23 protein-coding genes are annotated in these 21,609 nt (G+C 56.8%); 14 read left to right on the top strand and 9 right to left on the bottom strand.

Annotated elements, in window-relative coordinates; genetic code table 11:
• Window positions 1–8 precede the first annotated feature (8 nt).
• The 7 genes from AC1Q5O_RS22835 to AC1Q5O_RS22805 all read right to left on the bottom strand — a co-directional run bounded on the left by AC1Q5O_RS22835 (window position 9) and on the right by AC1Q5O_RS22805 (window position 6,402).
• Window positions 9–713, bottom strand: coding sequence for a cytochrome c oxidase subunit 3 (locus tag AC1Q5O_RS22835; RefSeq protein WP_492566152.1), 705 nt, complete (start codon window positions 711–713; stop codon window positions 9–11).
• Window positions 710–2,488: a cytochrome c oxidase subunit I gene (ctaD, locus tag AC1Q5O_RS22830; RefSeq protein WP_464663683.1), complete on the bottom strand. Its 1,779-nt coding sequence runs from the start codon at window positions 2,486–2,488 to the stop codon at window positions 710–712. The genes AC1Q5O_RS22835 and ctaD overlap by 4 nt, the downstream gene beginning before the upstream one ends.
• 50 nt (window positions 2,489–2,538) lie before the next feature.
• Window positions 2,539–3,357 (bottom strand): cytochrome c oxidase subunit II, encoded by an 819-nt coding sequence (locus tag AC1Q5O_RS22825; RefSeq protein ID WP_492566150.1) that lies wholly within the window; start codon window positions 3,355–3,357, stop codon window positions 2,539–2,541.
• A gap of 179 nt (window positions 3,358–3,536) precedes the next feature.
• Window positions 3,537–3,923: a c-type cytochrome gene (locus AC1Q5O_RS22820; RefSeq protein WP_464663687.1), complete on the bottom strand. Its 387-nt coding sequence runs from the start codon at window positions 3,921–3,923 to the stop codon at window positions 3,537–3,539.
• Between the two features lie 152 nt (window positions 3,924–4,075).
• Window positions 4,076–4,954 carry a hypothetical protein gene (locus AC1Q5O_RS22815; RefSeq protein ID WP_492566147.1) on the bottom strand — a complete coding sequence of 293 codons (879 nt, stop codon included), beginning with the start codon at window positions 4,952–4,954 and terminating at the stop codon, window positions 4,076–4,078.
• A gap of 106 nt (window positions 4,955–5,060) precedes the next feature.
• Complete coding sequence (locus AC1Q5O_RS22810) at window positions 5,061–5,429, bottom strand: hypothetical protein (protein ID WP_492566146.1); 369 nt, start codon at window positions 5,427–5,429, stop codon at window positions 5,061–5,063.
• 25 nt (window positions 5,430–5,454) lie between these two features.
• Window positions 5,455–6,402, bottom strand: coding sequence for a LysR family transcriptional regulator (locus AC1Q5O_RS22805; protein WP_464663691.1), 948 nt, complete (start codon window positions 6,400–6,402; stop codon window positions 5,455–5,457).
• A 122-nt stretch (window positions 6,403–6,524) separates the two neighbouring features.
• Here AC1Q5O_RS22805 and AC1Q5O_RS22800 point away from each other — a divergent pair, with 122 nt between their 5' ends.
• From AC1Q5O_RS22800 to AC1Q5O_RS22760, 9 genes are read left to right on the top strand one after another with little or no spacing between them, the layout of a single operon-like run.
• Window positions 6,525–7,574 carry a class 1 fructose-bisphosphatase gene (locus AC1Q5O_RS22800; RefSeq protein ID WP_492566144.1) on the top strand — a complete coding sequence of 350 codons (1,050 nt, stop codon included), beginning with the start codon at window positions 6,525–6,527 and terminating at the stop codon, window positions 7,572–7,574.
• A 17-nt stretch (window positions 7,575–7,591) separates the two neighbouring features.
• Window positions 7,592–8,464, top strand: a complete 873-nt coding sequence (locus AC1Q5O_RS22795; RefSeq protein ID WP_492566142.1) for a phosphoribulokinase — start codon at window positions 7,592–7,594, stop codon at window positions 8,462–8,464.
• A 10-nt stretch (window positions 8,465–8,474) separates the two neighbouring features.
• Window positions 8,475–10,499 (top strand): transketolase, encoded by a 2,025-nt coding sequence (gene tkt, locus AC1Q5O_RS22790; protein WP_492566140.1) that lies wholly within the window; start codon window positions 8,475–8,477, stop codon window positions 10,497–10,499.
• A 2-nt stretch (window positions 10,500–10,501) separates the two neighbouring features.
• Entirely contained in the window at window positions 10,502–11,581 is a 1,080-nt protein-coding gene (gene fba / locus AC1Q5O_RS22785) for a class II fructose-bisphosphate aldolase (protein WP_223614377.1), read from the top strand.
• A gap of 29 nt (window positions 11,582–11,610) precedes the next feature.
• Window positions 11,611–13,071 carry a form I ribulose bisphosphate carboxylase large subunit gene (locus tag AC1Q5O_RS22780; RefSeq protein WP_223614375.1) on the top strand — a complete coding sequence of 487 codons (1,461 nt, stop codon included), beginning with the start codon at window positions 11,611–11,613 and terminating at the stop codon, window positions 13,069–13,071.
• A gap of 10 nt (window positions 13,072–13,081) precedes the next feature.
• Entirely contained in the window at window positions 13,082–13,501 is a 420-nt protein-coding gene (locus tag AC1Q5O_RS22775) for a ribulose bisphosphate carboxylase small subunit (RefSeq protein ID WP_492566137.1), read from the top strand.
• The gene (gene cbbX / locus AC1Q5O_RS22770) at window positions 13,494–14,432 is read left to right on the top strand and encodes a CbbX protein (protein WP_492566135.1); all 939 of its coding nucleotides are present in this window, start codon (window positions 13,494–13,496) and stop codon (window positions 14,430–14,432) included. Before AC1Q5O_RS22775 ends, cbbX begins: the two co-directional genes overlap by 8 nt.
• Window positions 14,429–15,118: a ribulose-phosphate 3-epimerase gene (rpe, locus tag AC1Q5O_RS22765; RefSeq protein ID WP_492566133.1), complete on the top strand. Its 690-nt coding sequence runs from the start codon at window positions 14,429–14,431 to the stop codon at window positions 15,116–15,118. The genes cbbX and rpe overlap by 4 nt, the downstream gene beginning before the upstream one ends.
• Before the next feature lie 15 nt (window positions 15,119–15,133).
• Window positions 15,134–15,691 carry a thioredoxin family protein gene (locus AC1Q5O_RS22760; RefSeq protein WP_464663704.1) on the top strand — a complete coding sequence of 186 codons (558 nt, stop codon included), beginning with the start codon at window positions 15,134–15,136 and terminating at the stop codon, window positions 15,689–15,691.
• 39 nt (window positions 15,692–15,730) lie between these two features.
• Here AC1Q5O_RS22760 and AC1Q5O_RS22755 read toward each other — a convergent pair whose 3' ends face one another.
• Window positions 15,731–16,120: a c-type cytochrome gene (locus AC1Q5O_RS22755; RefSeq protein ID WP_464663706.1), complete on the bottom strand. Its 390-nt coding sequence runs from the start codon at window positions 16,118–16,120 to the stop codon at window positions 15,731–15,733.
• 635 nt (window positions 16,121–16,755) lie between these two features.
• On the opposite strand from AC1Q5O_RS22755, the gene AC1Q5O_RS22750 reads away from it, so the two are divergent.
• The 5 genes from AC1Q5O_RS22750 (at window position 16,756) to AC1Q5O_RS22730 (ending at window position 21,147) form a co-directional block, all read left to right on the top strand.
• Window positions 16,756–17,709, top strand: a complete 954-nt coding sequence (locus AC1Q5O_RS22750; protein WP_492566130.1) for an ABC transporter substrate-binding protein — start codon at window positions 16,756–16,758, stop codon at window positions 17,707–17,709.
• Window positions 17,710–17,790: 81 nt separating this feature from the next.
• Window positions 17,791–18,525 carry an ABC transporter permease gene (locus tag AC1Q5O_RS22745; protein WP_492566129.1) on the top strand — a complete coding sequence of 245 codons (735 nt, stop codon included), beginning with the start codon at window positions 17,791–17,793 and terminating at the stop codon, window positions 18,523–18,525.
• A complete protein-coding gene (locus AC1Q5O_RS22740) occupies window positions 18,485–19,243 on the top strand; it encodes an ABC transporter ATP-binding protein (RefSeq protein WP_492566127.1) in 759 nt (252 codons plus the stop codon). The genes AC1Q5O_RS22745 and AC1Q5O_RS22740 overlap by 41 nt, the downstream gene beginning before the upstream one ends.
• Window positions 19,240–20,199, top strand: coding sequence for a quinoprotein relay system zinc metallohydrolase 2 (locus AC1Q5O_RS22735; RefSeq protein ID WP_464663712.1), 960 nt, complete (start codon window positions 19,240–19,242; stop codon window positions 20,197–20,199). Before AC1Q5O_RS22740 ends, AC1Q5O_RS22735 begins: the two co-directional genes overlap by 4 nt.
• Window positions 20,200–20,295: 96 nt before the next feature.
• Window positions 20,296–21,147, top strand: a complete 852-nt coding sequence (locus AC1Q5O_RS22730) for a quinoprotein dehydrogenase-associated SoxYZ-like carrier (RefSeq protein WP_464663713.1) — start codon at window positions 20,296–20,298, stop codon at window positions 21,145–21,147.
• Window positions 21,148–21,164: 17 nt separating this feature from the next.
• On the opposite strand, the gene AC1Q5O_RS22725 is transcribed toward AC1Q5O_RS22730, so the two are convergent.
• Entirely contained in the window at window positions 21,165–21,515 is a 351-nt protein-coding gene (locus AC1Q5O_RS22725; RefSeq protein ID WP_464663715.1) for a hypothetical protein, read from the bottom strand.
• Window positions 21,516–21,609: the final 94 nt, after the last annotated feature.

The following is a 21,609-nucleotide window of genomic DNA, read 5'->3' as shown; positions in this document are numbered from 1 at the left end:
CAAACGTCCTAGTTGAGCACTTGGCGGCAGATGGCGATGAAATCATTGGCCCAACCGGCAAACAGGGCAAACAGAACCAGCCACACCACCAGCATGAAATGCCAGTACATGGTGCATAGCTCGATGCTCAGCCGCACCTTGGGGAGCGGAGCGCCCTGCCATACCCGGGACGTCGTACGGCTGAGCACGAAGAGTCCGCCAAGAATATGCAGGCCATGCATTCCGGTAATCAGGTAGAAAAAACTGTTCGCGGGATTGTCTGCTATGACGTAGCCGGCGGTGACGAGCTCCTTCCATGCGAACAACTGTCCGATCAGGAATCCGGTGGTGGCGGCAAGAGCCGTCACAAGGGCAAGCCTCAAGGCACTGTCGTTGCTGCGTGCGGCTTCAGCCTTGGCCCGTTGCAGTGCGACGCTGCTTATCACCAGTATGCCCGTGTTGAGCCAAAGTATCCGCGGAAGCGGAATAGCCCACCAATCCTGCAGTCCCATCCGCATGAAGTAAGCGCTGATGAACAGAGTGAACAAGGCACCGACGACAGCCAGGAATACGCCCAGACCGATTTTCTCGGTGGCGATGGCAGACCTGGTCCATGCGGGAATATCACTGGTTGCATTGACTTCAAGCCAAGGTTTGGACGTCAGGCGCTGCTGCGCCATCCACCACGTGATGATGACGGCGAGGCCGGCCAGGAAAACCAGAATGGTGCTCACGATGCGGGCTCCCTGGAAATTCGGTCGCCATTGGGCTGGTTCTGCGGAATGAAATCCTGGGCTGCGCCTGGAACGCTGTAATCATAGGCCCAGCGGTAGACCACGGGCAGTTCCTTGCCCCAATTGCCATGGGCCGGCGGTGTCTGCGGCGTCTGCCATTCGAGCGTCGTTGCCCGCCAGGGATTGCCGCCAGCCTCCTTGCCCCTGCGCACGCTCCAGGCCAGGTTGAACAGGAAGAGGATCTGTGCTGCCCCGACGATCAGCGCCATGATCGTGATGAATTCATTCAGGGCCTGCACGGATGGCGGAATGAATGCCGTATCGCCCAATTCGGAATAGCGGCGTGGCACGCCCAGCAGTCCGAGATAATGCATGGGAAAGAAGATGGCGTAGGCCCCAAGGAAGGTGACAAAAAAGTGCACTCTGCCCAGTGTTTCGTCGAGCATTCGGCCGGTGACCTTGGGATACCAATGATAGATCGCCCCGAAGACCACCATAATGGGGGCAACGCCCATGACCATGTGAAAATGCGCAACGACAAACAGCGTCTTGGCCAGTGGAACATCGACGACGACATTGCCAAGAAAAAGTCCTGTCAGCCCGCCATTGACGAATGTGACCATGAACCCGAGAGCGAACAGCATTGGCAGGGTCAGATGGATGTCACCCCGCCATAAAGTAAGCACCCAGTTATAGACCTTGATAGCGGTGGGCACGGCAATAATCAGCGTGGTCGTGGCGAAGAAGAACCCGAATTTGGGGTTCATCCCGCTGACATACATGTGGTGTGCCCAAACCACGAAACTGAGCGCGCCGATCCCCACGATTGCCCACACCATCATGCGGTAGCCGAATATATTCTTGCGCGCATGCGTGCTGATGAGGTCCGATACGATGCCGAAGGCCGGCAGAGCGACGATGTAGACTTCCGGGTGACCGAAAAACCAGAACAGGTGCTGGAAGAGGATGGGACTGCCGCCGCCATTTTTCAGATGCTCACCCATTTCGACGATGGCCGGCATGAAGAAGCTGGTTCCAAGAACCCGGTCGAACAACATCATGACCGAGGCAACGAAGAGGGCCGGAAACGCCAGCAAGGCCATCACGGTCGCGGTGAATATGCCCCAGATTGTCAGAGGCATGCGCATCAGGGTCATGCCTCTTGCGCGCCCCTGCAAGACCGTGACCACATAATTCAGCCCGCCCATCGTGAAGCCAATGATGAAGAGGATGAGCGAGGTCAGCATCAGGATGATGCCCCAGTCTTTCCCTCCGGGGGTGCCGGAAAGAATGGATTGGGGCGGATAAAGCGTCCACCCCGCGCCCGTCGGCCCGCCGGGCACAAAGAAGCCAGCCACAAGCACGAGCACAGCGAGCAGATAAAGCCAGTAGCTCAACATGTTTGCATAGGGGAACACCATGTCCCGGGCACCCAGCATCAGCGGGATGAGGTAATTGCCGAAGCCGCCGAGAAACAATGCGGTCAAGAGATAGATCACCATGATCATGCCGTGCATCGTGATGAACTGGTAGTAGTGTTCCGCATCGATGAAGGAAAGCGCGCCGGGAAAGGCGAGTTGTATCCGCATGAGCCATGACAGGACCAGGGCCACGAAACCGATCGATATGGCGGTTATGGAGTACTGGATGGCGATGACCTTGGCGTCCTGACTGAAGACATAGGTCGTCCACCAGCTCTTCGGGTGGTAAAGTTCGACATCGGCGACTTCCGCTAACGGAACCGTGTCATCGATACCAGCTGGAATATTGACCATTCCCTGTACTCCCGACCTCTAATGCCCCTTCTCCCGCAGGGCGACCATTCTCATTTTGCCGTCTGCACGTCTCCTGCCGATGCCATCATCTGGGAAAAAGTCTGCTGCTGCTGCAGCCACGCCTGATAGTCTGCCTCGGTGTCAACGACGACTGTCCCGCGCATCTGCGGGTGACCAACGCCGCAGAGTTCTGCGCAAAGAACCTCAAAAGTTCCCGTTCGTGTCGGGATAAACCAGTAATAGCTGACTGATCCTGGGATCATATCCATCTTGGCCCGGAACTCGGGGACGTAAAAATCGTGCACCACATCGAGGGAGCGCAGCAACATCTTGACGGGTTTGCCGACGGGCAGATGCAATTCACCGCCTTGTATGATGATATCATCAAGGCTCGCGGGGTCCTTCTTATTGATCCCCAAAGGGTTATCCGAACTGACATCGCTGGTCTCGGAAGTTCCCAGCCGCCCATCTTTTCCCGGAAGTCGAAAGCTCCACAACCACTGCTGCCCAACCACTTCAACTTCCGTGGCATCGTTCGGGACCGTAATGAATTGATTCCAGACAAACAGGCCCGGCGCCAGCATCGCAGCGACACCAATGGCAGTCACGGTAGCCAGCCAGAACTCCAGTATCCTGTTTTCCGGCTCATATGCGGCGCGTTTGCCGGGATTGTGCCGGAAACGGTAGACGCAAAATGCGATGAACAGAACCACGGCGACGAAAACGACCCCGGTGATCCAGAACGTTATGATAATGGTGTTGTCGATATAGTCCCAGTTCGACGCTATAGGCGTCCACCACCATGGGCTCAGCAGGTGAAACAATACCGAGCCGACGGCTATGACGATCAGAATTACCACGACTGCCATTTTCCGCCCTCCCGGCCTTTACTGGGTGTGGACATGGGTCGCATCTTGGGAAAGACAAATCTATTATCTCATGAACGGATAAGACAGGCAATCAGGCCAGAAAAGACGCGCGCATGAGCTGTGTTTCCTCAAGTGTTCACCAGATATTGATACCCGTTCATTCTCAACGGGAGGAAGAATTACTTGGAAAACTGTTTCAGATAGGCGATCAGATTGGAGATATCGCCATCGTCCTTCAATCCGGGGAAGGCCATTTTCGTGCCTTTTACCTTGGCCTTGGGGTCATGCAGATAGTCTCGCAGCGAACTCTCATTCCACACAAGACCAGCCTTGCCTGCATCCGTCATCGAGGGTGAATAACTGAAGCCTGCATGCGTTCCGGCTGTTCTGCCGAACAGACCATTCAACGAAGGCCCCACTTTGTTCGTATCTGTTTCCGCCACATGGCAGATGCCGCATTTTTTGAAAACGGCTGCACCCGCCGTGGCGTTTCCCTCCTGGGAGTGCGCTCCGCCAGCGGAAAGGACAGCGACTGAAAAGCCGATAAGAAGGACACAATATTTCATGAAACCCCCTCCTGGCTGAAATTGTCATCCTGCACACGTGATAAGTCAATCAGTCCGGCAAAGAATTTCCCGTTAAAGATGTAGGCTCATGTCCCGTCAACCGGGCGAAGGTAATCAGGTCGTGCCGATGGCGGCTCACAAATATCGCTTCGCTAAAGCTTGTTCACTTGAATATGCACAACCCCGAACGGATTGAATTTGTACTCGTCTTCCTCGTAGCGGGTGTCGCTGGATAGAGCGGCACGACGATCCGTTACGGCGGTTTCAACGCCATCCCGGGTCATTTCGTCGGCGATATCGTCGATCAGAGCCGCAATCTTGAGCTGCTCGGCGTTGGTTGACGGCCGTTGATCTGCCGGACGAACGGTGGTTACCAGGACATCGGGCAACCCAACCAAATGGAACCCGACGCTGGCCATGCCATCGACGTCGTCACCGATGGGCCGGCGCGCAAAGGCCAGACGGCAGGTTCTTGCGAGTGCCATGACATCACCGGATGCCGATGCGCTGCGGGCCTGTTCAGCCAGTTCCTTCCATCGTCGCACGCCATGGGCGACCCCTGCGCTTTCACCCTTTACGGCAATGGCCCCGTGATCAAGCATGTATTGCACAAGCTGCAAGGCTTTTGCGGATGTCGTTACGGTTGTTTCCGCCGTCATCGACGGGCCGAGCACGTAGAGGACAGACCCGTGCCCGGCGACGGCTTTTTCGTCAGTGTCCTGATAGGCCTCGGGATCGACACGATCCCAGCATACGTTGAACGATCGCTCCATCCGGTCATCAGGTTCATTCCGGGAGCCATCTTCATCGGTGGTAAAACCATCCGCCAGTTTCTCTATGGCGGCGCGGGCATTTTCGACCAGGGCTGGAAGGCCATGCTCGCCGCCAAGAAAACAAAGCACATGGCGCGGCGTGTAGCTGGAACGCGATGCAGCGTATGCCGGAAGCTTGCTGGACGCCGTGCTGAGAGAAGGCTTGCCCATCATGAGGCCACCCAAAAACGCAAGCACACCGCGACGCATTGAATTCATTCCAGTGTCCCTACGGTTGTCAATCAATGAGCGTGAGCGTTTTAGCAGCGCCATGTCCGAAGCGCGAGCCATAACGCGGACGGTCCGTCCGTTTGCAACTTGATTTTTAACCCCAGTCAATGAACACGATGAGAACGACGGATACAGCGATCAAAAGACAGAAGGCAGTTGTGACAATTCGGATAAGTCCATGGTGCCGGCGAAGCGGAAGATAGGCGAGCCAGCATGCCGCAATGAGCAGCGTGCATACAAACAACATCCCGACCATAAAGCCACCAACATCAATCCTGCTCACCGCGGGGTTGGATAGTGCTGCAAGATATACAACCGATAACCCAATGGTTATCAAGATCGCGAACATGAGGCTGGAGGCAAAATAGGCGATCCGCGACGCCAGGCTCAACGGCTTTTGTTCAATCATGGTACCCCCGGACATCCCGCACTCATTAAACGTCATATGGGCCAGCAACGCCATTCCTACTTGTCCAAGTTCGTCGACTTTACGAAATTTGCGCGCCGGCCATGGGATAGAGCCGATCGATGGAGGGCAGACATTGCGCGCCTTTGCGGTTGAGAAAATCCTGGAAGGCCCGCATTGCCGGCGACAATGTCCGGTCGGTCCGCATGACCGAAAACCATTGACGGCGGATGGGCATACCAGTGACATCCAGCATCACGAGCTTGCCGACTTCCAGTTCGAGCGCGATCGTGTGGGCTGAAATGAAGGCTACGCCGAGCCCCGCCATGACAGCCTGTTTGATTGTTTCGTTCGAGGACATTTCGGTGCCGAGATCATCGATACGCCCCGGCAGTTCACTCAGGAAAATCTCCAGCGAAATGCGTGTGCCGGACCCGGGTTCGCGGATCAGAAAATGCTCCTGCGCGATACGCTCTTTCGTTATGTCCCGGCATTTGGCCAGGGGGTGATCCGGTGCGGCGATCATCACCAGCGGATGATCGCCAAAAACGGCCGAACGCAACGGGATATCCTTTGGCGGCCGGCCCATCAGAGCAAGGTCCACTGCATGGCTTTTCAAACTGTCGATGATTTCCGCGCGGTTGCCGATTGCCAGTTTGACGACGATGTCGGGATGTTCCTTTGCGAAAATCGCCATGAGTTGCGGCGCAAAGTATTTGGCTGTCGACACGACCCCCAAGGACAGGGTGCCCACCCGTAAACCTTTGATTGCATCGATTTCATCGTGAAGAACCCGTAGCCGTTCCTCGATCATCTGCGCGGCATCGAGAAACGCAAGGCCGGCGGCGGTGGGGCGAAGTCCCTCATTGGTGCGATCGAACAGGATAATATTCGCGTCTTCCTCCACCAGCTTGAGCTGAATGGTCACGGCAGGGGGTGTCAGTCCCAACGCATTGGCAGCAGCGACGATTGTCCCATGCCGCTTGATTGCCTGTATCGCCCGTAGCTGCTTGAGATTCAGATTGCGCATTGTGCGAGGTTAATAAATTTTATCTAAGACGTAAATATATTAAATTTTACTTAGGTGTCCATCAATGGTCCCCTAGCACCGAAGTCTGACGCAGAAAGACGATCAGGCACGGGAGGACGACCATGACCACGGCGACATTAGACGCCTTTCTTGGATCCTATGCGGAACATGACGATCCCTTGCGTGTATCGGTATCCGCGCTTCTGCGCCAACTGGCTTTGACGGCGGTCAAGATTCGCAGCGTCATCAATCAGGGAGCCCTTGGAAAGGCCTTTTCCGGGGGGACTGGCAACAGGAATGCCGACGGCGATCCGCAGAAGGCACTCGACATATTTGCTGACGACATGTTTCTCGAAGCGGCACGGCAGGCTCCTGTTGCCCTCTACGGCTCGGAGGAGCTGACGCATCCGGCCGTGCTGGATCCGCGTGCGCCGCTGGCACTTGCAATCGATCCGCTCGACGGCTCGTCCAATATCGATACCAATGTTTCGATCGGAACAATCTTCTCCGTCCTCCCGGTGGCCGGTGATCCGAGCAGCGAGCCTGGCGCATCGTTCTTCCAGAAGGGCGACCGCCAGCTCGCTGCGGGCTTTTTCATTTACGGCCCGCAGCTTGCTCTTGTGGTGACACTTGGCAGCGGTACGCACGTTTTTGTCTTTTCAAGCCGGCTTGGAACCTTCGTGCAGGCCTATGAAAGCATCGTCATAGCAAGCCAGTCACATGAGTTTGCCATCAACACGGCCAATTATCGGCATTGGGACGAGGCAGTACAGCTCTATGTCGATGATTGCCTGAAGGGCAGCGAGGGGCCGCGCGAGCGTGATTTCAACATGCGATGGATCGCGTCGCTGGTCGCCGAGACGTACCGCATTCTTATGCGCAGTGGCGTGTTTCTCTATCCCGGTGATAAGCGCAAAGGCTACGGCGAGGGCCGGATACGGCTGATCTACGAGGCGAATCCCATTGCTTTTCTCGTCGAGCAAGCGGGCGGAGGTGCAACGGATACGGCGAACCGTATCCTCGATCTGATACCCCACACCATGCATCAGCGGGTTCCGTTCGTTTTCGGTTCAGCACGGGAAGTGGCCCGGATCGGCCGCTACCATGCCGAACCCAGCAATATTGGCGAGCGGGCGCCGCTCTTCAGCAACCGTGGCCTGTTCAGGGCTTGAGGGGAGCGAGATCAATCATGTCAGCAAAGCATCCGATCATCTCCATCACCGGTTCGTCTGGTGCCGGCACCACGTCGGTCAAGCGCATCTTCGAACAGATTTTTCGCCGCGAGCACATCGAAGCCGCCTTCATCGAAGGCGATGCCTTTCACAAATATGACCGCAACACCATGAAGGTGAAGGTCGCGGAAGAAGAAAAGAAGGGCAATCCCAACTTTACGCATTTCCATGTCGATGCCAATGAACTCGTCAAGCTCGACGCGGTGTTTGAAGAATATGGTCGCAAGGGAACCGGCCAGACACGGACCTACATCCATGATGATGCCGAAGCCGAGCAGTACAATACGCCAGCCGGTACATTTACCGAATGGCGTGATTTTCCGCCCAGCACCCTTCTCTTCTACGAGGGACTGCACGGCTGCGCCGTCACGGAAGGCATCAATCTTGCTCGCCATGCGGATCTCAAGATCGGCGTGGTGCCCGTCATCAATCTCGAGTGGATACAGAAAATCCATCGCGACCGCTCGACCCGCGGATACTCCACCGAAGCGGTGATGGATGTCATCCTGCGCCGTATGCCGGACTATGTCCGCTATATCACGCCGCAGTTTACGCTGACGGATATCAACTTCCAGCGCGTACCCATTGTCGACACGTCCAATCCGTTCATCGCCAGGTGGATACCGACGCCCGACGAGTCAATGCTGGTGATCCGGTTTGCCCGGCCGCGCGGAATTGATTTTCCGTACCTGCTTTCGATGATTCACGACTCGTTCATGTCGCGCGCCAATTCGATCGTCGTGCCTGGCAACAAACTCGACCTGGCCATGCAACTCATCCTGACGCCGCTGATCATGCAGTTGATCGAGCGCAAAAACCGAGCCTCGTGAGGAGAAGATGATGAACACGCAAGCTCTGCTTCAAGACAAGCCGGATACCGAAATCCTTTCGGAACGGGACATGGCGAATGCGATCCGCGCTCTGGTCATGGATAGCGTCCAGAAGGCGAATTCCGGACATCCAGGCATGCCGATGGGGATGGCGGATGTCGCAACCGTGCTGTTCAGGCGTTTCATCAAACTTGATCCGCTGCACCCGCAATGGCCCGACCGTGACCGGTTTGTCCTGTCGGCGGGACATGGTTCCATGCTGCAATATGCCCTGCACTATCTTGTCGGCTACCCCGACATGCCCATTGAAGAACTGCAACGCTTTCGCCAGATCGGTGCAAAAACCGCGGGTCATCCGGAATACGGTCATGCACAGGGCATCGAGATGACCACCGGGCCGCTTGGGCAGGGTATCGCCACTGCTGTCGGCATGGCGCTGGCCGAGCGCATGCAGGCCGCGCGATTTGGAGCGGATATCGTTGATCATCATACCTATGTCATGGCCGGAGATGGTTGCCTGCAGGAAGGTATCAGCCAGGAGGCTATCGACCTTGCGGGTCATTTGAACCTATCGAAGCTTATCGTGTTCTGGGACAACAATGCCATCTCCATCGACGGGCCGACATCGCTCTCGACGTCGACGGATCAGCTGGCGCGTTTCAAGGCCGCTGGCTTCGACGTTCAGGACATTGACGGTCATGACTTCGATGAAATTGCCGGGGCGATTTCCCATGCCAAGGCCTCCGGACGGCCTTCGCTGATCTCGTGCCGCACCATCATCGGCAAGGGCGCGCCCAACCTGCAAGGCACCGAAAAGACCCATGGCGCCCCATTGGGTGCTGCGGAAATTGCTGCTGCGCGTCTGGCATTGGACTGGCCGTATGAGCCATTCACCGTTCCGGAGGATATCCTTGAGACATGGCGCGATGTTGCACGCCGGGGTGCGGATGAACGGCGCGACTGGTCGATACGGGTATCAAAATCGCCGCTTGGGGAGGATTTCAAGCTGGCGGTGCAGAAACAGGTGCCGGCAAGGGTGTTTGAAGAACTTGCCGCGTTTCGCCGCGACCATATCGAGAAGGCCACCAAGGTCGCGACGCGCAAGGCTTCGGAAATGGTGCTCGGCATCGTCAATACCGCTACCGATCTCACGATCGGCGGATCCGCCGATCTTACGCACTCGAACCTCACCGTAACGCCCGGCATGCGCAGTGTTGCATCCGGTGATTTTTCCGGCCGGTACATTCACTATGGGATCCGCGAGCACGGTATGGCCGCCGCGATGAATGGCCTCGCGCTGCATGGTGGTTTCATCCCGTATGGCGGTACGTTCCTGGCTTTCGCCGATTATGCGCGGGGCGCCATACGCCTTTCCGCCTTGATGGGCCAGCAGGTCGTCTATGTCATGACTCATGACTCGATTGGTCTTGGTGAGGACGGCCCGACACATCAGCCGGTTGAACACCTTGCCATGCTGCGTGCCACACCGGGTATCACTGTATTCCGGCCGGCAGATATTATCGAGACGGCGGAATGCTGGGAACTGGCGTTGAAATACAGTGACCGTCCGAGCGTCATCGTATTGTCCCGCCAGAACCTCGCAATGCTGCGTCCAGGGTATACCGAGGAAAACCGGTCCGCTCGTGGCGCTTACGTGCTGCGTGAAACAGCCGAGCCGCGCGCGGTCACTCTGCTGGCCACGGGCTCGGAGGTCGAGATTGCATGTACCGCTGCCGATATGCTGCGGGCGCAACACAAGATCGCAGCGGCTGTTGTTTCCATGCCCTCCTGGGAACTGTTTGAGGCGCAGACTCCGGCCTATCGCCGGTCGGTTCTTGCTGCAGCACCGCGCATCGGCATCGAGGCGGCGGCACGTCTCGGCTGGGACCGCTGGATCGGTGACAAGGGTGCATTCATCGGCATGCACGGTTTTGGCGCCAGCGCGCCGGCGCCGGACCTCTATCGTCATTTCGGCATCACGCCCGAAAAGATTGTTGCCACTGCACGCAAGCTCATCAGCGAGAAGGAGTATTGATGATGGCCCGTATTACACTGCGACAACTGCTCGATCACGCGGCTGAGCATGGCTACGGCGTTCCTGCCTTCAACATCAACAATATGGAGCAGGGGCTTGCCGTGATGGAAGCCGCGGCAGCCTGCGAGGCGCCGGTTATTCTGCAGGCATCCCGTGGCGCGCGCTCCTACGCCAAGGACATCATGCTGGCGCGGATGATCGACGCGCTGGTGGAATTGTACCCAGCCATTCCTGTCTGCCTGCATCAGGATCACGGCAATGACGAAGCCACCTGCATGACGGCGATCCGGCATGGATTCACGTCGGTGATGATGGACGGTTCGCTCGAAGCGGATGCGGCGACACCCGCATCCTACGAATACAATGTCGGGATCACCAAGCGGGTCGCATCCATTGCCCACTGGCTTGGCGTCTCGGTGGAAGGCGAACTCGGCGTGCTGGGATCGCTTGAGAGCGGCGAGGCTGAGGCCGAGGACGGGCACGGCGCAAGCGGCGTGCTGAGCCATGATCAACTGCTGACTGATCCGGACCAGGCAGTCGATTTTGTGCTTCGTACGAAAGTGGATGCACTCGCAATAGCCTGTGGCACATCGCATGGCGCCTACAAATTCACCCGTGCGCCCGATGGTGACATTCTGGCGATGGGCGTGATCGAGGAGATCCACCGCAAACTGCCGAACACGCATCTGGTCATGCATGGGTCCTCATCCGTCCCGCAACCCTTGCAGGACATCATCAACCGGTTTGGCGGCGAGATGCCGCAAACCTATGGCGTGCCCGTGGAGGAAATCGAGCGGGGCATTCGCCACGGTGTGCGCAAGGTGAACATCGATACGGATTGCCGGATGGCGATGAGCGGACAGTTCCGCAAGATTGCCGCCGAAAATCCGGCTGAGTTTGACCCACGCAAGTTCCTGAAACCCGCCATGGATGCGATGCGTGATCTCTGCCGGGACCGCTTCGAGCGGTTCGGCACGGCAGGCCATGCTCTGAAAATCAAGGTCATCGGTCTCGATGACATGGCCAAACGCTATGCGGCTGGCAAGCTCGATCCACAAATCGCCGCAGCACAGGCTGCTTGAGTCCCGAATGAAACGGAAAGGACCTTATCATGTCAAACAAGTCGGAAACGGTCACAGGGAAGGACCGCTACAGGTCCGGTGTCATGGAATACAAGAAGATGGGCTATTGGGAGCCCGATTATGAACCGAAAGACACCGATATCATTGCGCTCTTCCGCATTACGCCGCAGGACGGCGTTGATCCGATCGAGGCGGCTGCCGCCGTTGCCGGTGAATCATCAACCGCAACCTGGACGGTGGTGTGGACAGATCGGCTGACAGCAACCGAAAAATATCGCGCCAAGGCCTATCGCGTTGATCCCGTTCCCAATGGCGAAGGTCAATATTTCGCTTACATCGCCTATGATCTGGATTTGTTCGAACCGGGCTCCATCTCCAATCTGACGGCATCGATCATCGGCAATGTCTTCGGATTCAAACCGCTCAAGGCTTTGCGGCTGGAGGACATGCGCCTGCCGGTCGCCTATGTCAAAACCTTCCAGGGGCCGCCGACAGGTATTGTCGTTGAACGCGAACGCCTCGACAAGTTCGGCCGGCCGCTGCTTGGCGCGACCGTGAAGCCGAAGCTTGGACTGTCCGGCCGCAATTACGGGCGTGTTGTATATGAAGCGCTGAAAGGCGGTCTGGATTTCACCAAGGATGACGAGAACATCAACTCGCAGCCCTTCATGCATTGGCGCGAACGGTTCCTTTACTGCATGGAGGCCGTCAACAAGGCCCAGGCTGCCACCGGCGAAATCAAGGGCAGCTACCTCAACGTCACGGCGGCGACGATGGAGGACATGTACGAACGCGCCGATTTTGCCAAAGAACTGGGTTCCAACATCGTCATGATCGATCTGGTGATCGGCTATACGGCAATCCAATCAATGGCCAAATGGGCGCGTCGCAATGACATGATCCTGCATCTGCATCGCGCCGGCCATTCCACCTATACACGGCAGAAGTCACACGGTGTCTCGTTCCGCGTGATCGCCAAGTGGATGCGTCTCGCCGGTGTGGATCACATTCACGCCGGAACGGTGGTCGGTAAACTTGAAGGTGATCCGGCAACCACGCGCGGCTACTACGATATTTGCCGCGAGGATTTCAACCCGATGCGGCTCGAAAACGGTGTGTTCTTCGATCAGCACTGGGCTTCTCTCAACAAGATGATGCCGGTTGCGTCTGGCGGTATCCACGCCGGTCAAATGCATCAGCTGCTGGATCTTCTCGGCGAGGATGTCGTTCTGCAATTCGGCGGCGGTACTATCGGCCACCCTCTCGGCATCGCGGCCGGAGCCACTGCCAACCGTGTTGCTCTCGAATGCATGGTGCTCGCACGCAATGAAGGCCGGGATATCCTGCGCGAGGGGCCGGACATCCTGCGGATGGCGGCCCGCAACTGTCAGCCTCTGCAGCAGGCGCTGGAAGTCTGGAAGGATGTTTCCTTCAACTACACCTCAACCGACTCGCCGGACTTCGTTCCGACGGCAACAGCAGCCGAATAGGAGAAACGACATGCGTATTACCCAAGGAGCATTCTCGTTCCTGCCCGACCTGACGGACGAGCAGATTGCCGGGCAAGCACAGTATTGCATCGACAAAGGCTGGGCTGTCAGTCTCGAATTCACCGACGATCCGCACCCGCGCAATACCTATTGGGAGATGTGGGGGCATCCGATGTTCGACAATCCGGATGCCGCCGCATTGATCATGGAACTGAAGGAATGCCGCAAGGTCTATGGCGATGGCTATATTCGCTTTGTTGCGTTCGACAATTCGCATGGCTGGGAGTCGGTGAAATTGTCCTTCCTCGTCAATCGTCCGCAGGAAGAGCCCGGCTTCCATCTCGCGCGTCAGGAAGGCGAAGGCCGTGTCGTCCGCTATACGACGAGATCCTACGCAACGGACAAGCCGGCGGGGCAACGTTATGGCTGACATCAGGATCGAAGAGCTCGCGCGTGCCAGCGAGGACATTCCAGCCGCGATTGATCTGCACGCCGAATATGTTGAATCCGGCGTGAAAGACGTGCTCGACGAACTCGACCGCGATTTGATCGGCCTGAAGCCGGTTAAACTGCGGATCAAGGAAACTGCTGCCCTGCTGCTGGTGGAACGGGCGCGTCGGCGGATGGGTCTTGCCCATGAGACGCCGACGCTGCACATGAGTTTCAGTGGTAATCCGGGCACCGGCAAGACCACGGTGGCGCTGCGTATGGCCGATCTCCTGCACCGGCTTGGCTACATCCGCAAAGGTCATCTTGTTTCGGTAACGCGCGACGATCTGGTCGGGCAGTATATCGGCCACACCGCGCCGAAGACCAAGGAGATATTGAAGAAGGCGTTGGGCGGCGTACTGTTCATCGACGAAGCCTATTATCTGCACCGGCAGGAGAACGAGCGCGATTATGGTCAGGAAGCCATTGAGATTCTGCTTCAGGTGATGGAAAATCAGCGCGAAGATCTGGTGGTTATACTGGCCGGCTATACGGATCGCATGGACAAATTCTTCGAAAGCAATCCGGGTTTTCGCTCGCGTATCGCTCACCATATCGATTTTCCGGATTACAGCTCCGACGAATTGCTTCGCATTGCGGAAACGATGTTGTCGAAGCAGAATTATGGCTTCGACGCGGAAGGCCGTGCGATCATGGCTGACTATATTGAGCGCCGCCGGCAACAGCCGCATTTTGCCAATGCCCGTTCCATCCGCAATGCACTCGATCGGGCCCGTCTGCGGCAGGCCAACCGCCTGTTCGAGACATCCAAGGGGCCGCTGGATGCTGATGCCTTGTCGACAATCACAGCAGCCGATATCGGCAATAGCCGTGTCTTTTCAATGCCGTCTGTGGAGGGGCAAACGCCATGAACTGCAAGACGATCATCGCGCCGTCCATTCTGTCCGCGGATTTTTCCAGGCTGGGTGAAGAGGTGGAGGATATCATCGAGGCCGGAGCGGACTGGGTGCACCTTGATGTGATGGATGGGCATTTCGTTCCCAACATCACCTTTGGTCCTCAAGTCATAAAATCGATCCGCGGCCGGACAGCAGCGGTGTTCGATTGCCATCTCATGATCGCACCGGCAGACGCCTATCTCGCGGCCTTTGCCGATGCCGGGTGCGACTTCATCACCGTTCATGCGGAAGCAGGGCCGCATCTGGACCGCTCGCTGCAGACCATTCGCAATCTCGGCAGGAAAGCAGGCGTGTCCCTCAACCCGTCTACGCCTGAAACGGCAATAGAATATGTGCTGGATCGCCTCGACCTCGTATTGTTGATGACGGTCAATCCAGGATTCGGCGGACAGGCATTCATCCCGTCGGTTGTCGAAAAGACACGGCGTCTGAAAGCACTGATCGGCGATCGTCCGATTCATATCGAAATCGATGGCGGTGTCACGCCGGAGACGGCGCCTCTGGTGGCTGCTGCCGGCGCTGATGTTCTTGTTGCCGGATCAGCGATTTTCAAGGGAGGCAGCAAGGCTGCTTACGCCGCCAATATTGCCGCCATCCGCCGTGCTGCCGATGGCGCCAGGCACCAGAAGGCAGCCTGAGAGAAGGGAACAACGATGGCAGCAGTCCCACCCCTTTGTGATTTCGGCTGGCAAGCTGTCGATGCAAGCTTGATCGGGACCGACGGCCAACGGCACTCCCTCCTGGCTCAAGCCGGACGGCAAGGACTTGTCATCGCGTTCATTTGCAACCACTGTCCCTATGTGAAGGCCGTCATCGGGCGTATCGTGCGTGACGCGCATGATCTCGCAGCACTGGATGTTGGCTTTGTTGCCGTCAATGCCAATGATGCAGCAGCTTACCCCGCCGATTCCTATGAAAATATGCAACGGTTCTCCCAAGAGAATGCATTTCCCTTTCCCTATTTGCACGATGCAGACCAAGCGGTTGCACACGCCTATGGTGCAGTCTGCACGCCGGATTTCTTCGGGTTCAATGCAAGGGGTGAATTGCAATACCGCGGACGCCTGGACGGCTCGCGCAAACAGGAAGCTATCGCGGACCTGCGGCGGGATTTGTTCGAGGCAATGCGCCAGATTGCGCGATCGGGCGCTGGACCACGCGAACAGATTGCCTCGGTGGGCTGCTCCATCAAATGGCGTGATTCGCCCTGACAGAGTGATGCCGCCGGCGATCCGGCCGGCGGCAATCTGTTACTTCGAGTATTGTTTGAGATAGGCCTCGAGGTTGGTAATTTCCGTCTCATCCTTCAGGCCGGGAAAGGCCATCTTGGTGCCTGGAACCTTGGCCTTCGGATCGTGCAAATAGTCGCGCAAGCTGGCAATGTCCCACACGAGACCGCCCGCACCGGCTGCCTTCATCGCAGGAGAATAGCCGAATCCCGGATGTGTACCGGCCGTTCTCCCAAACAGTCCGAACAGAGACGGCCCGACCTTGTTCTTGTCGGTGTCTGCCACGTGGCAGGCCATACATTTCTTGAAAACCGTTGCACCTGCTGTTGCATCACCCGCATCTTGAGCGCGGGCACTGGCAACTGACAGAACTACAACTGACATACCAATCAGTAGTACAGGGTATCGCATGGCATTTCCTCATTTTCGCCAAGGGTGCCCTAGACGAAGACTGGCACCAATTTCCATGCATTGGCACCACCATTTTAGCTTGATCTTTTTGTTGAAGAACGGCTGATCATAGCGTTCCAAAACGTTACCCGCGACATTGCATAAGTCAATCGCCGGGCTGCGGAAATAACGCCGCAGCATCACGATTGCGTTTTCCGCTGAACGCATGATTGACGGCAGCGGGCGGGAAACGTAATTTGGATGCAACGATATTTCTCATCGGGCACCTTGAGAAATCCGTCGAACGGCTTCTGATCCAGTCAATCCACCTTGTGTATTCGAGGTATTGGGGGGAAGGGGTAGCGGATTGAAGGTGCTGAATGGACGTTATCGATCTTATCCTGACAGTCTGTCTTATATCCAACCCGTCAAATTGCCGGGAGGAACGCCTGCATTTCGAGAACAAGGGTAACCTTCTCAATTGCATGTTCCTTGCTCCGGCCGAAATTGCAAAGTGGGCCGGAGAACATCCGAAACTGCGTGTTGCGCGCTGGAAGTGCGCCTATCCAACCAACGAGTTGACTTTATGACCGGATAATCCGGCCGCGATCTGTCAGGGAGGTTTTGTGACGGGCAAATATCAATATCGATTTTTCATGGTGTTGCTTTTCATATTGTCGATTGTGTGCAGCGGCACGGCGAACGGTCTGGCATCGGAAACAGTTCGCGTCGGTGTTCTCAAATTCGGCACGGTGAATTGGGAACTCGACACGATCAAGCACAACAAGCTTGATGAGAAATATGGTGTGCATGTCGATGTCCGGTTCTTCGCCGGTGAGGAGGCGACCAATGTCGCGATGTTGGCCGGGGATGTTGATATAATCGTCAGCGATTGGCTTTGGGTATCGCGTCAACGCGCCTCGGGCGAAGACTTGGCTTTCGTGCCCTATTCCAGTTCTGTCGGCGCACTCATGGTGCGAGATGGCTCGCCGATCAAAAGTCTCACGGATCTCAAAGGCAAGAAAATCGGCATTGCCGGCGGGCCTCTCGACAAGAGCTGGCTGCTCATTCAGGGGCTTGCCAAACGCCAGTCGCTCGATCTGGCGGCGCAAAATGACATTGTCTTTGGTGCTCCGCCATTGCTCGCTGAGAAAGCGCAACAGAATGAGCTCGATGCCGTTCTGAACTTCTGGAATTTTTGTGCGCGGTTGGAGGCCAATGGCTTTCGCAGGGTTATCAGTACGAGCGAAGCCGCCAAGGCGCTCGGCGCCACCGGCACCGCATCGGCGCTTGGCTATATATTCCACGACAAATGGGCAAACGCCCATCCCGCGGCCATTGCGGGATTCATCAAGGCCAGCCGAGACGCCAAGGCGCTTCTTGGCAGCTCCGACGCGGAATGGCAGCGACTCGCGCCGGTGGTGAAGGCAGAAGGGCGCGAACTCGATATCTTGCGGGATCGTTATCGCGAAGGCATTCCTTCCCGATCCGTCGACGCCGAACAGGCCGACGCAGAAAAGCTCTATGCGCTTCTCGCGGAACTCGGTGGCCCGCGGCTGGTCGGTCCGGCGGTCACGCTGGCTCCCGGTACGTTCTGGAGGGCCCAATAGATGTCTGTGGTCTCCACCGAACGGCGAGGAGCACGTGAGGTAGTACCGTTGCCGCGGTCACGGCGCTGGACCTCATCCGTCATGGTTTTTCTGTCCTTTGCGGCACTCGTGATCCTCTGGCATATCGGGGCCACGTTTTGGCCAAGCCGATCCTTTCCGGCACCGCTGCTCGTCCTGCAAAAATTCATAAGCGAGACCGTGAGCGGTGATTTACCCTATCATTTGGCAATCACGCTATGGCGCGTGGCGGCCTCGTTCTTCCTTGCCATGCTCATCGGATCCGTAATCGGCGTTTTCCTGGGCAGCCATCGGCGAGCAGACCAGTTCTTCAATCCCTGGCTCATTCTTTTCCTGAACATCCCGGCGCTCGTCATCATCGTCCTGGCCTATATCTGGTTTGGCTTGAACGAAGCCGCAGCGATTGGTGCGGTTGCGCTGAACAAAATCCCCAATGTGGTCGTGACAATGCGCGAAGGGACCCGGGCACTCGACGGGCGTTATGCGGAGATGGCGCGGGTGTACCAGTTCGGGGCAATCGACCGTTTGCGACATATCCTGTTACCGCAGCTGCAACCCTACATCGCTGCAACGTCGCGTTCCGGCGTTTCGCTGATCTGGAAGATTGTGCTTGTTGTCGAACTCATGGGCCGGTCGAATGGTATCGGCTTCCAGATCAACCTGTTTTTTCAACTCTTCGATGTTGCTGCAATTCTCGCCTACACTCTGGCGTTCGTTGCCGTGATGCTTTTCATCGAACTTGTATTGGTACAGCCCCTTGAACACACATCAACGCGTTGGCGTCGCCGCCCGGCTTAAGGTCGATATCCAGGAAAAATCGTTTCGCTCATCCAATGGCGAAGCGATCGATGTCCTGCGCGACCTGCGTTTCGAAGTGGAGCAGAACGAATTTGCCTGTATCCTTGGTCCTTCCGGGTGCGGCAAGACGACAACACTGCGCATATTGCTCGGGCTCGAAGGGAGCTATGGCGGCTCCGTTCAGTTGCCGGGGCTGGCCGAACCACGCGTCGGGGCAGTGTTTCAAGAACCGGTATTGTTGCCGTGGTGTTCAGTGGAGCAAAACGTGCGGCTTGCATTGCCGAAACGGTCGAGGGGCGCGAATCTCGATGCCCTGTTCCGTATCTTGGGTCTGACCGCAATGCGAACGTTCTATCCCGGTGAATTGTCTCTCGGCCTTGCGCGGCGCGTGGCAATCGCGCGGGCATTGGCAATCGAACCAGACATTCTGCTGCTCGATGAACCCTTTGTTTCACTGGATGAAGCAACGGCGGATCAGCTGCGTCACCTGCTCCTGTCGGTCTGGTCCGAACGTCCGACGACGGCGCTCATGGTGACCCACAATGTGCAGGAAGCGATCATGCTATCGGACCGGATCATCGTCTTCTCGGATCGTCCTGCCCACGTCGTCGGAACTTTCGACATCAGGGTGCCGCGACACAGCCGCAATGCACAGGTCATGGCGGATCTCTTGCGTTCGTTCCACGCAAAATTCTCGGACAGAGGCGTGGGTCCATGAGCGGCACGACCCGGCGCAGTGTCCTCAAAACAGGCCTGGTCTTTGCCTGTTGCGGCATGTCGCATGCGCGTCTGGCGCTGGCCCAGTCACGGCCAGGTGATCCGTTGCCAGTGAAACAGATTGCCGACGGGGTGTTTGCCTTTGCCGGCATCCCAGCGATGATGAACAATCAGAATGATGGCGAGATCTGCAATGTGAGTTTCATCATCGGTGACGAGGCGGTCGCTGTTATCGACAGTGGCGGCAGCGCGGTTGAAGGCAAGGCTTTGATCGGGGCCATTCGCGCCAGAACCGACAGGCCGATCCGCTATCTGATCAACACCCATATGCATCCGGATCACCTCTTCGGCAACGCAGCGTTCGAGTCTACCGGCGCAATCATTGTCGGTCACCGCAATTTGCCGCGCGCTTTGGAAAGCCGTGGGGCTTATTATCTGCAGAGTTACAGGGATGCGATGGGCGATGATCTGATGGCGGACATCAGGATCGTTCCGCCAACCAAGCTCGTAACCGACGAGGAAGAGCTCGATCTTGGCAATCGCAAACTCACCTTGAAGGCATGGAAACCAGCGCATACGGACAATGATCTTTCCGTTTTTGACCACAAAACCGATACTTTTTTTACCGGCGATCTCTGCTTTATCGGCCATCTGCCAACGATGGATGGATCGCTGCTTGGATGGATCGCGCAACTGGACATCCTGAACGGGATCAAGGCGAAATCTGCTGTCCCCGGGCATGGACCCATACCATCACCATGGCCGCAGGCACTGGAAGCGGAGCGTCGTTACTTCGATGTGCTTGCGAGCGATATGCGCAAAGCCATTGCCGATGGTGTGCCGATGTCGGATGCCGTCAAGTCGGCGGCGCAACGCGAACGCGCAAACTGGATGCTCTTTGACGAATACAATCAGCGCAATGCCACCGCGGCTTTCGCTGAACTCGAGTGGGAATGATTGGGCGGTGTTGGCATTTGCCAGACCGCTCGGATGGGTGGTATAGGTAATAACAGCCGGGCACCGCCAAATTATCCTTGGTGGAGGCAGAACACGATGTTTACGATAGTACAGCCGCGCAACCGGATGGTTGCCACTGCGCTTTTTGTGTTGGTTGGTGCGGTTATTTCATTTCCCGTATGGGCGCAAAATGCGGGGCCTCCCGAAAGCACGACCTGGAACGGTTTGAAGGGCGATGTCTTTGGACAGAATCCCATTGAACCGGCAAACGGCATTGTGAGCATCGATGCGCCGAAGCGCGCCGAAGATGCTGCCATTGTGCCGGTTGACCTGCATTTCAAAACCGATGCCGGGACTGGCCGCGTCAAGACGGTGACCTTGATCGTGGATGAAAATCCATCGCCGGTTGCGGCGGTGTTCAAGTTCGGTCCCGATGCCGGGGTGACCCATCTGGCAACGCGATTGCGCGTGAATGCCTATTCCTATGTAAGAGCCATCGCGGAAACCGAGGACGGCAAACTTCATATGACGGAGACCTTCGTCAAGGCATCGGGAGGATGCTCGGCGCCGGCCATGAAGAACGCCGACGAAGCACTCGCCAACCTGGGCAAAATGAAGCTGCGCGTGTTTTCGTCGAAAGCATCCGGTATGGAGCCAATGACCCGTGCAACGGAAATGCAGCTCATGATCCGCCATCCCAACAATTCCGGGCTGCAGATGGACCAGATAACCCGGTACTACATCCCCGCGCACTTCATTCAGGGGTTGACGGTGTCACAGGGCAATCGCCTGATCATGTCGATGGAAGGCGGAATTTCGATTTCGGAAGATCCGAACTTCCGCTTCGAATTTGATGCAAAGCCGGGAGAGGATATCAAGGTTGAAGCGGCCGACACCGAAGGCAAGCAATTCAAGGATGAATGGCCGCTTGAATCATCAAGTTTGTGATGAAGTGAACTGAGGATTTAGAAGCAGCGTATGTCCGCTTCGGCCTGCGCGCGTTTCAGTTCCGTGATGGAAGCTTTCGCCGGAGCGCTTTCGCGAAAGAGCGCGCCGTTTTCGCCGGGAACCATTCCCATTGATTTGTATGTTTCAGCGGCAACATAGTGATCGTAGGAGATGACAGAGGCAATGACATCGATCGAACAGGAACAGCGTTGCAGCGAATCCCGGTTCTCTCCGTTGGCCTTCATACAGCCGTAAACGTACTCGGCAAGGGCTGGCGTGGGATAATCCGCGGCTGATTTTGCCGGCGAAGAATATGCAATTGCTGCGGTTGCTAACAGGCATAATTGCAGGGCTTTTGATATGGACATCGGGCCGTTGCCTTCGCGCTGGTGAGGTGCCGCGGTTTTCAAATGGATAGAAAATAATAATATTGATTGGCAAGAGTTGTCCAGTATTAAAGTA

Source organism: Phyllobacterium sp. MT110 (assembly GCF_058792715.1).
The sequence above is the reverse complement of the archived record's forward strand: the minus strand, read 5'-3'. Positions and strand labels throughout refer to the sequence as shown.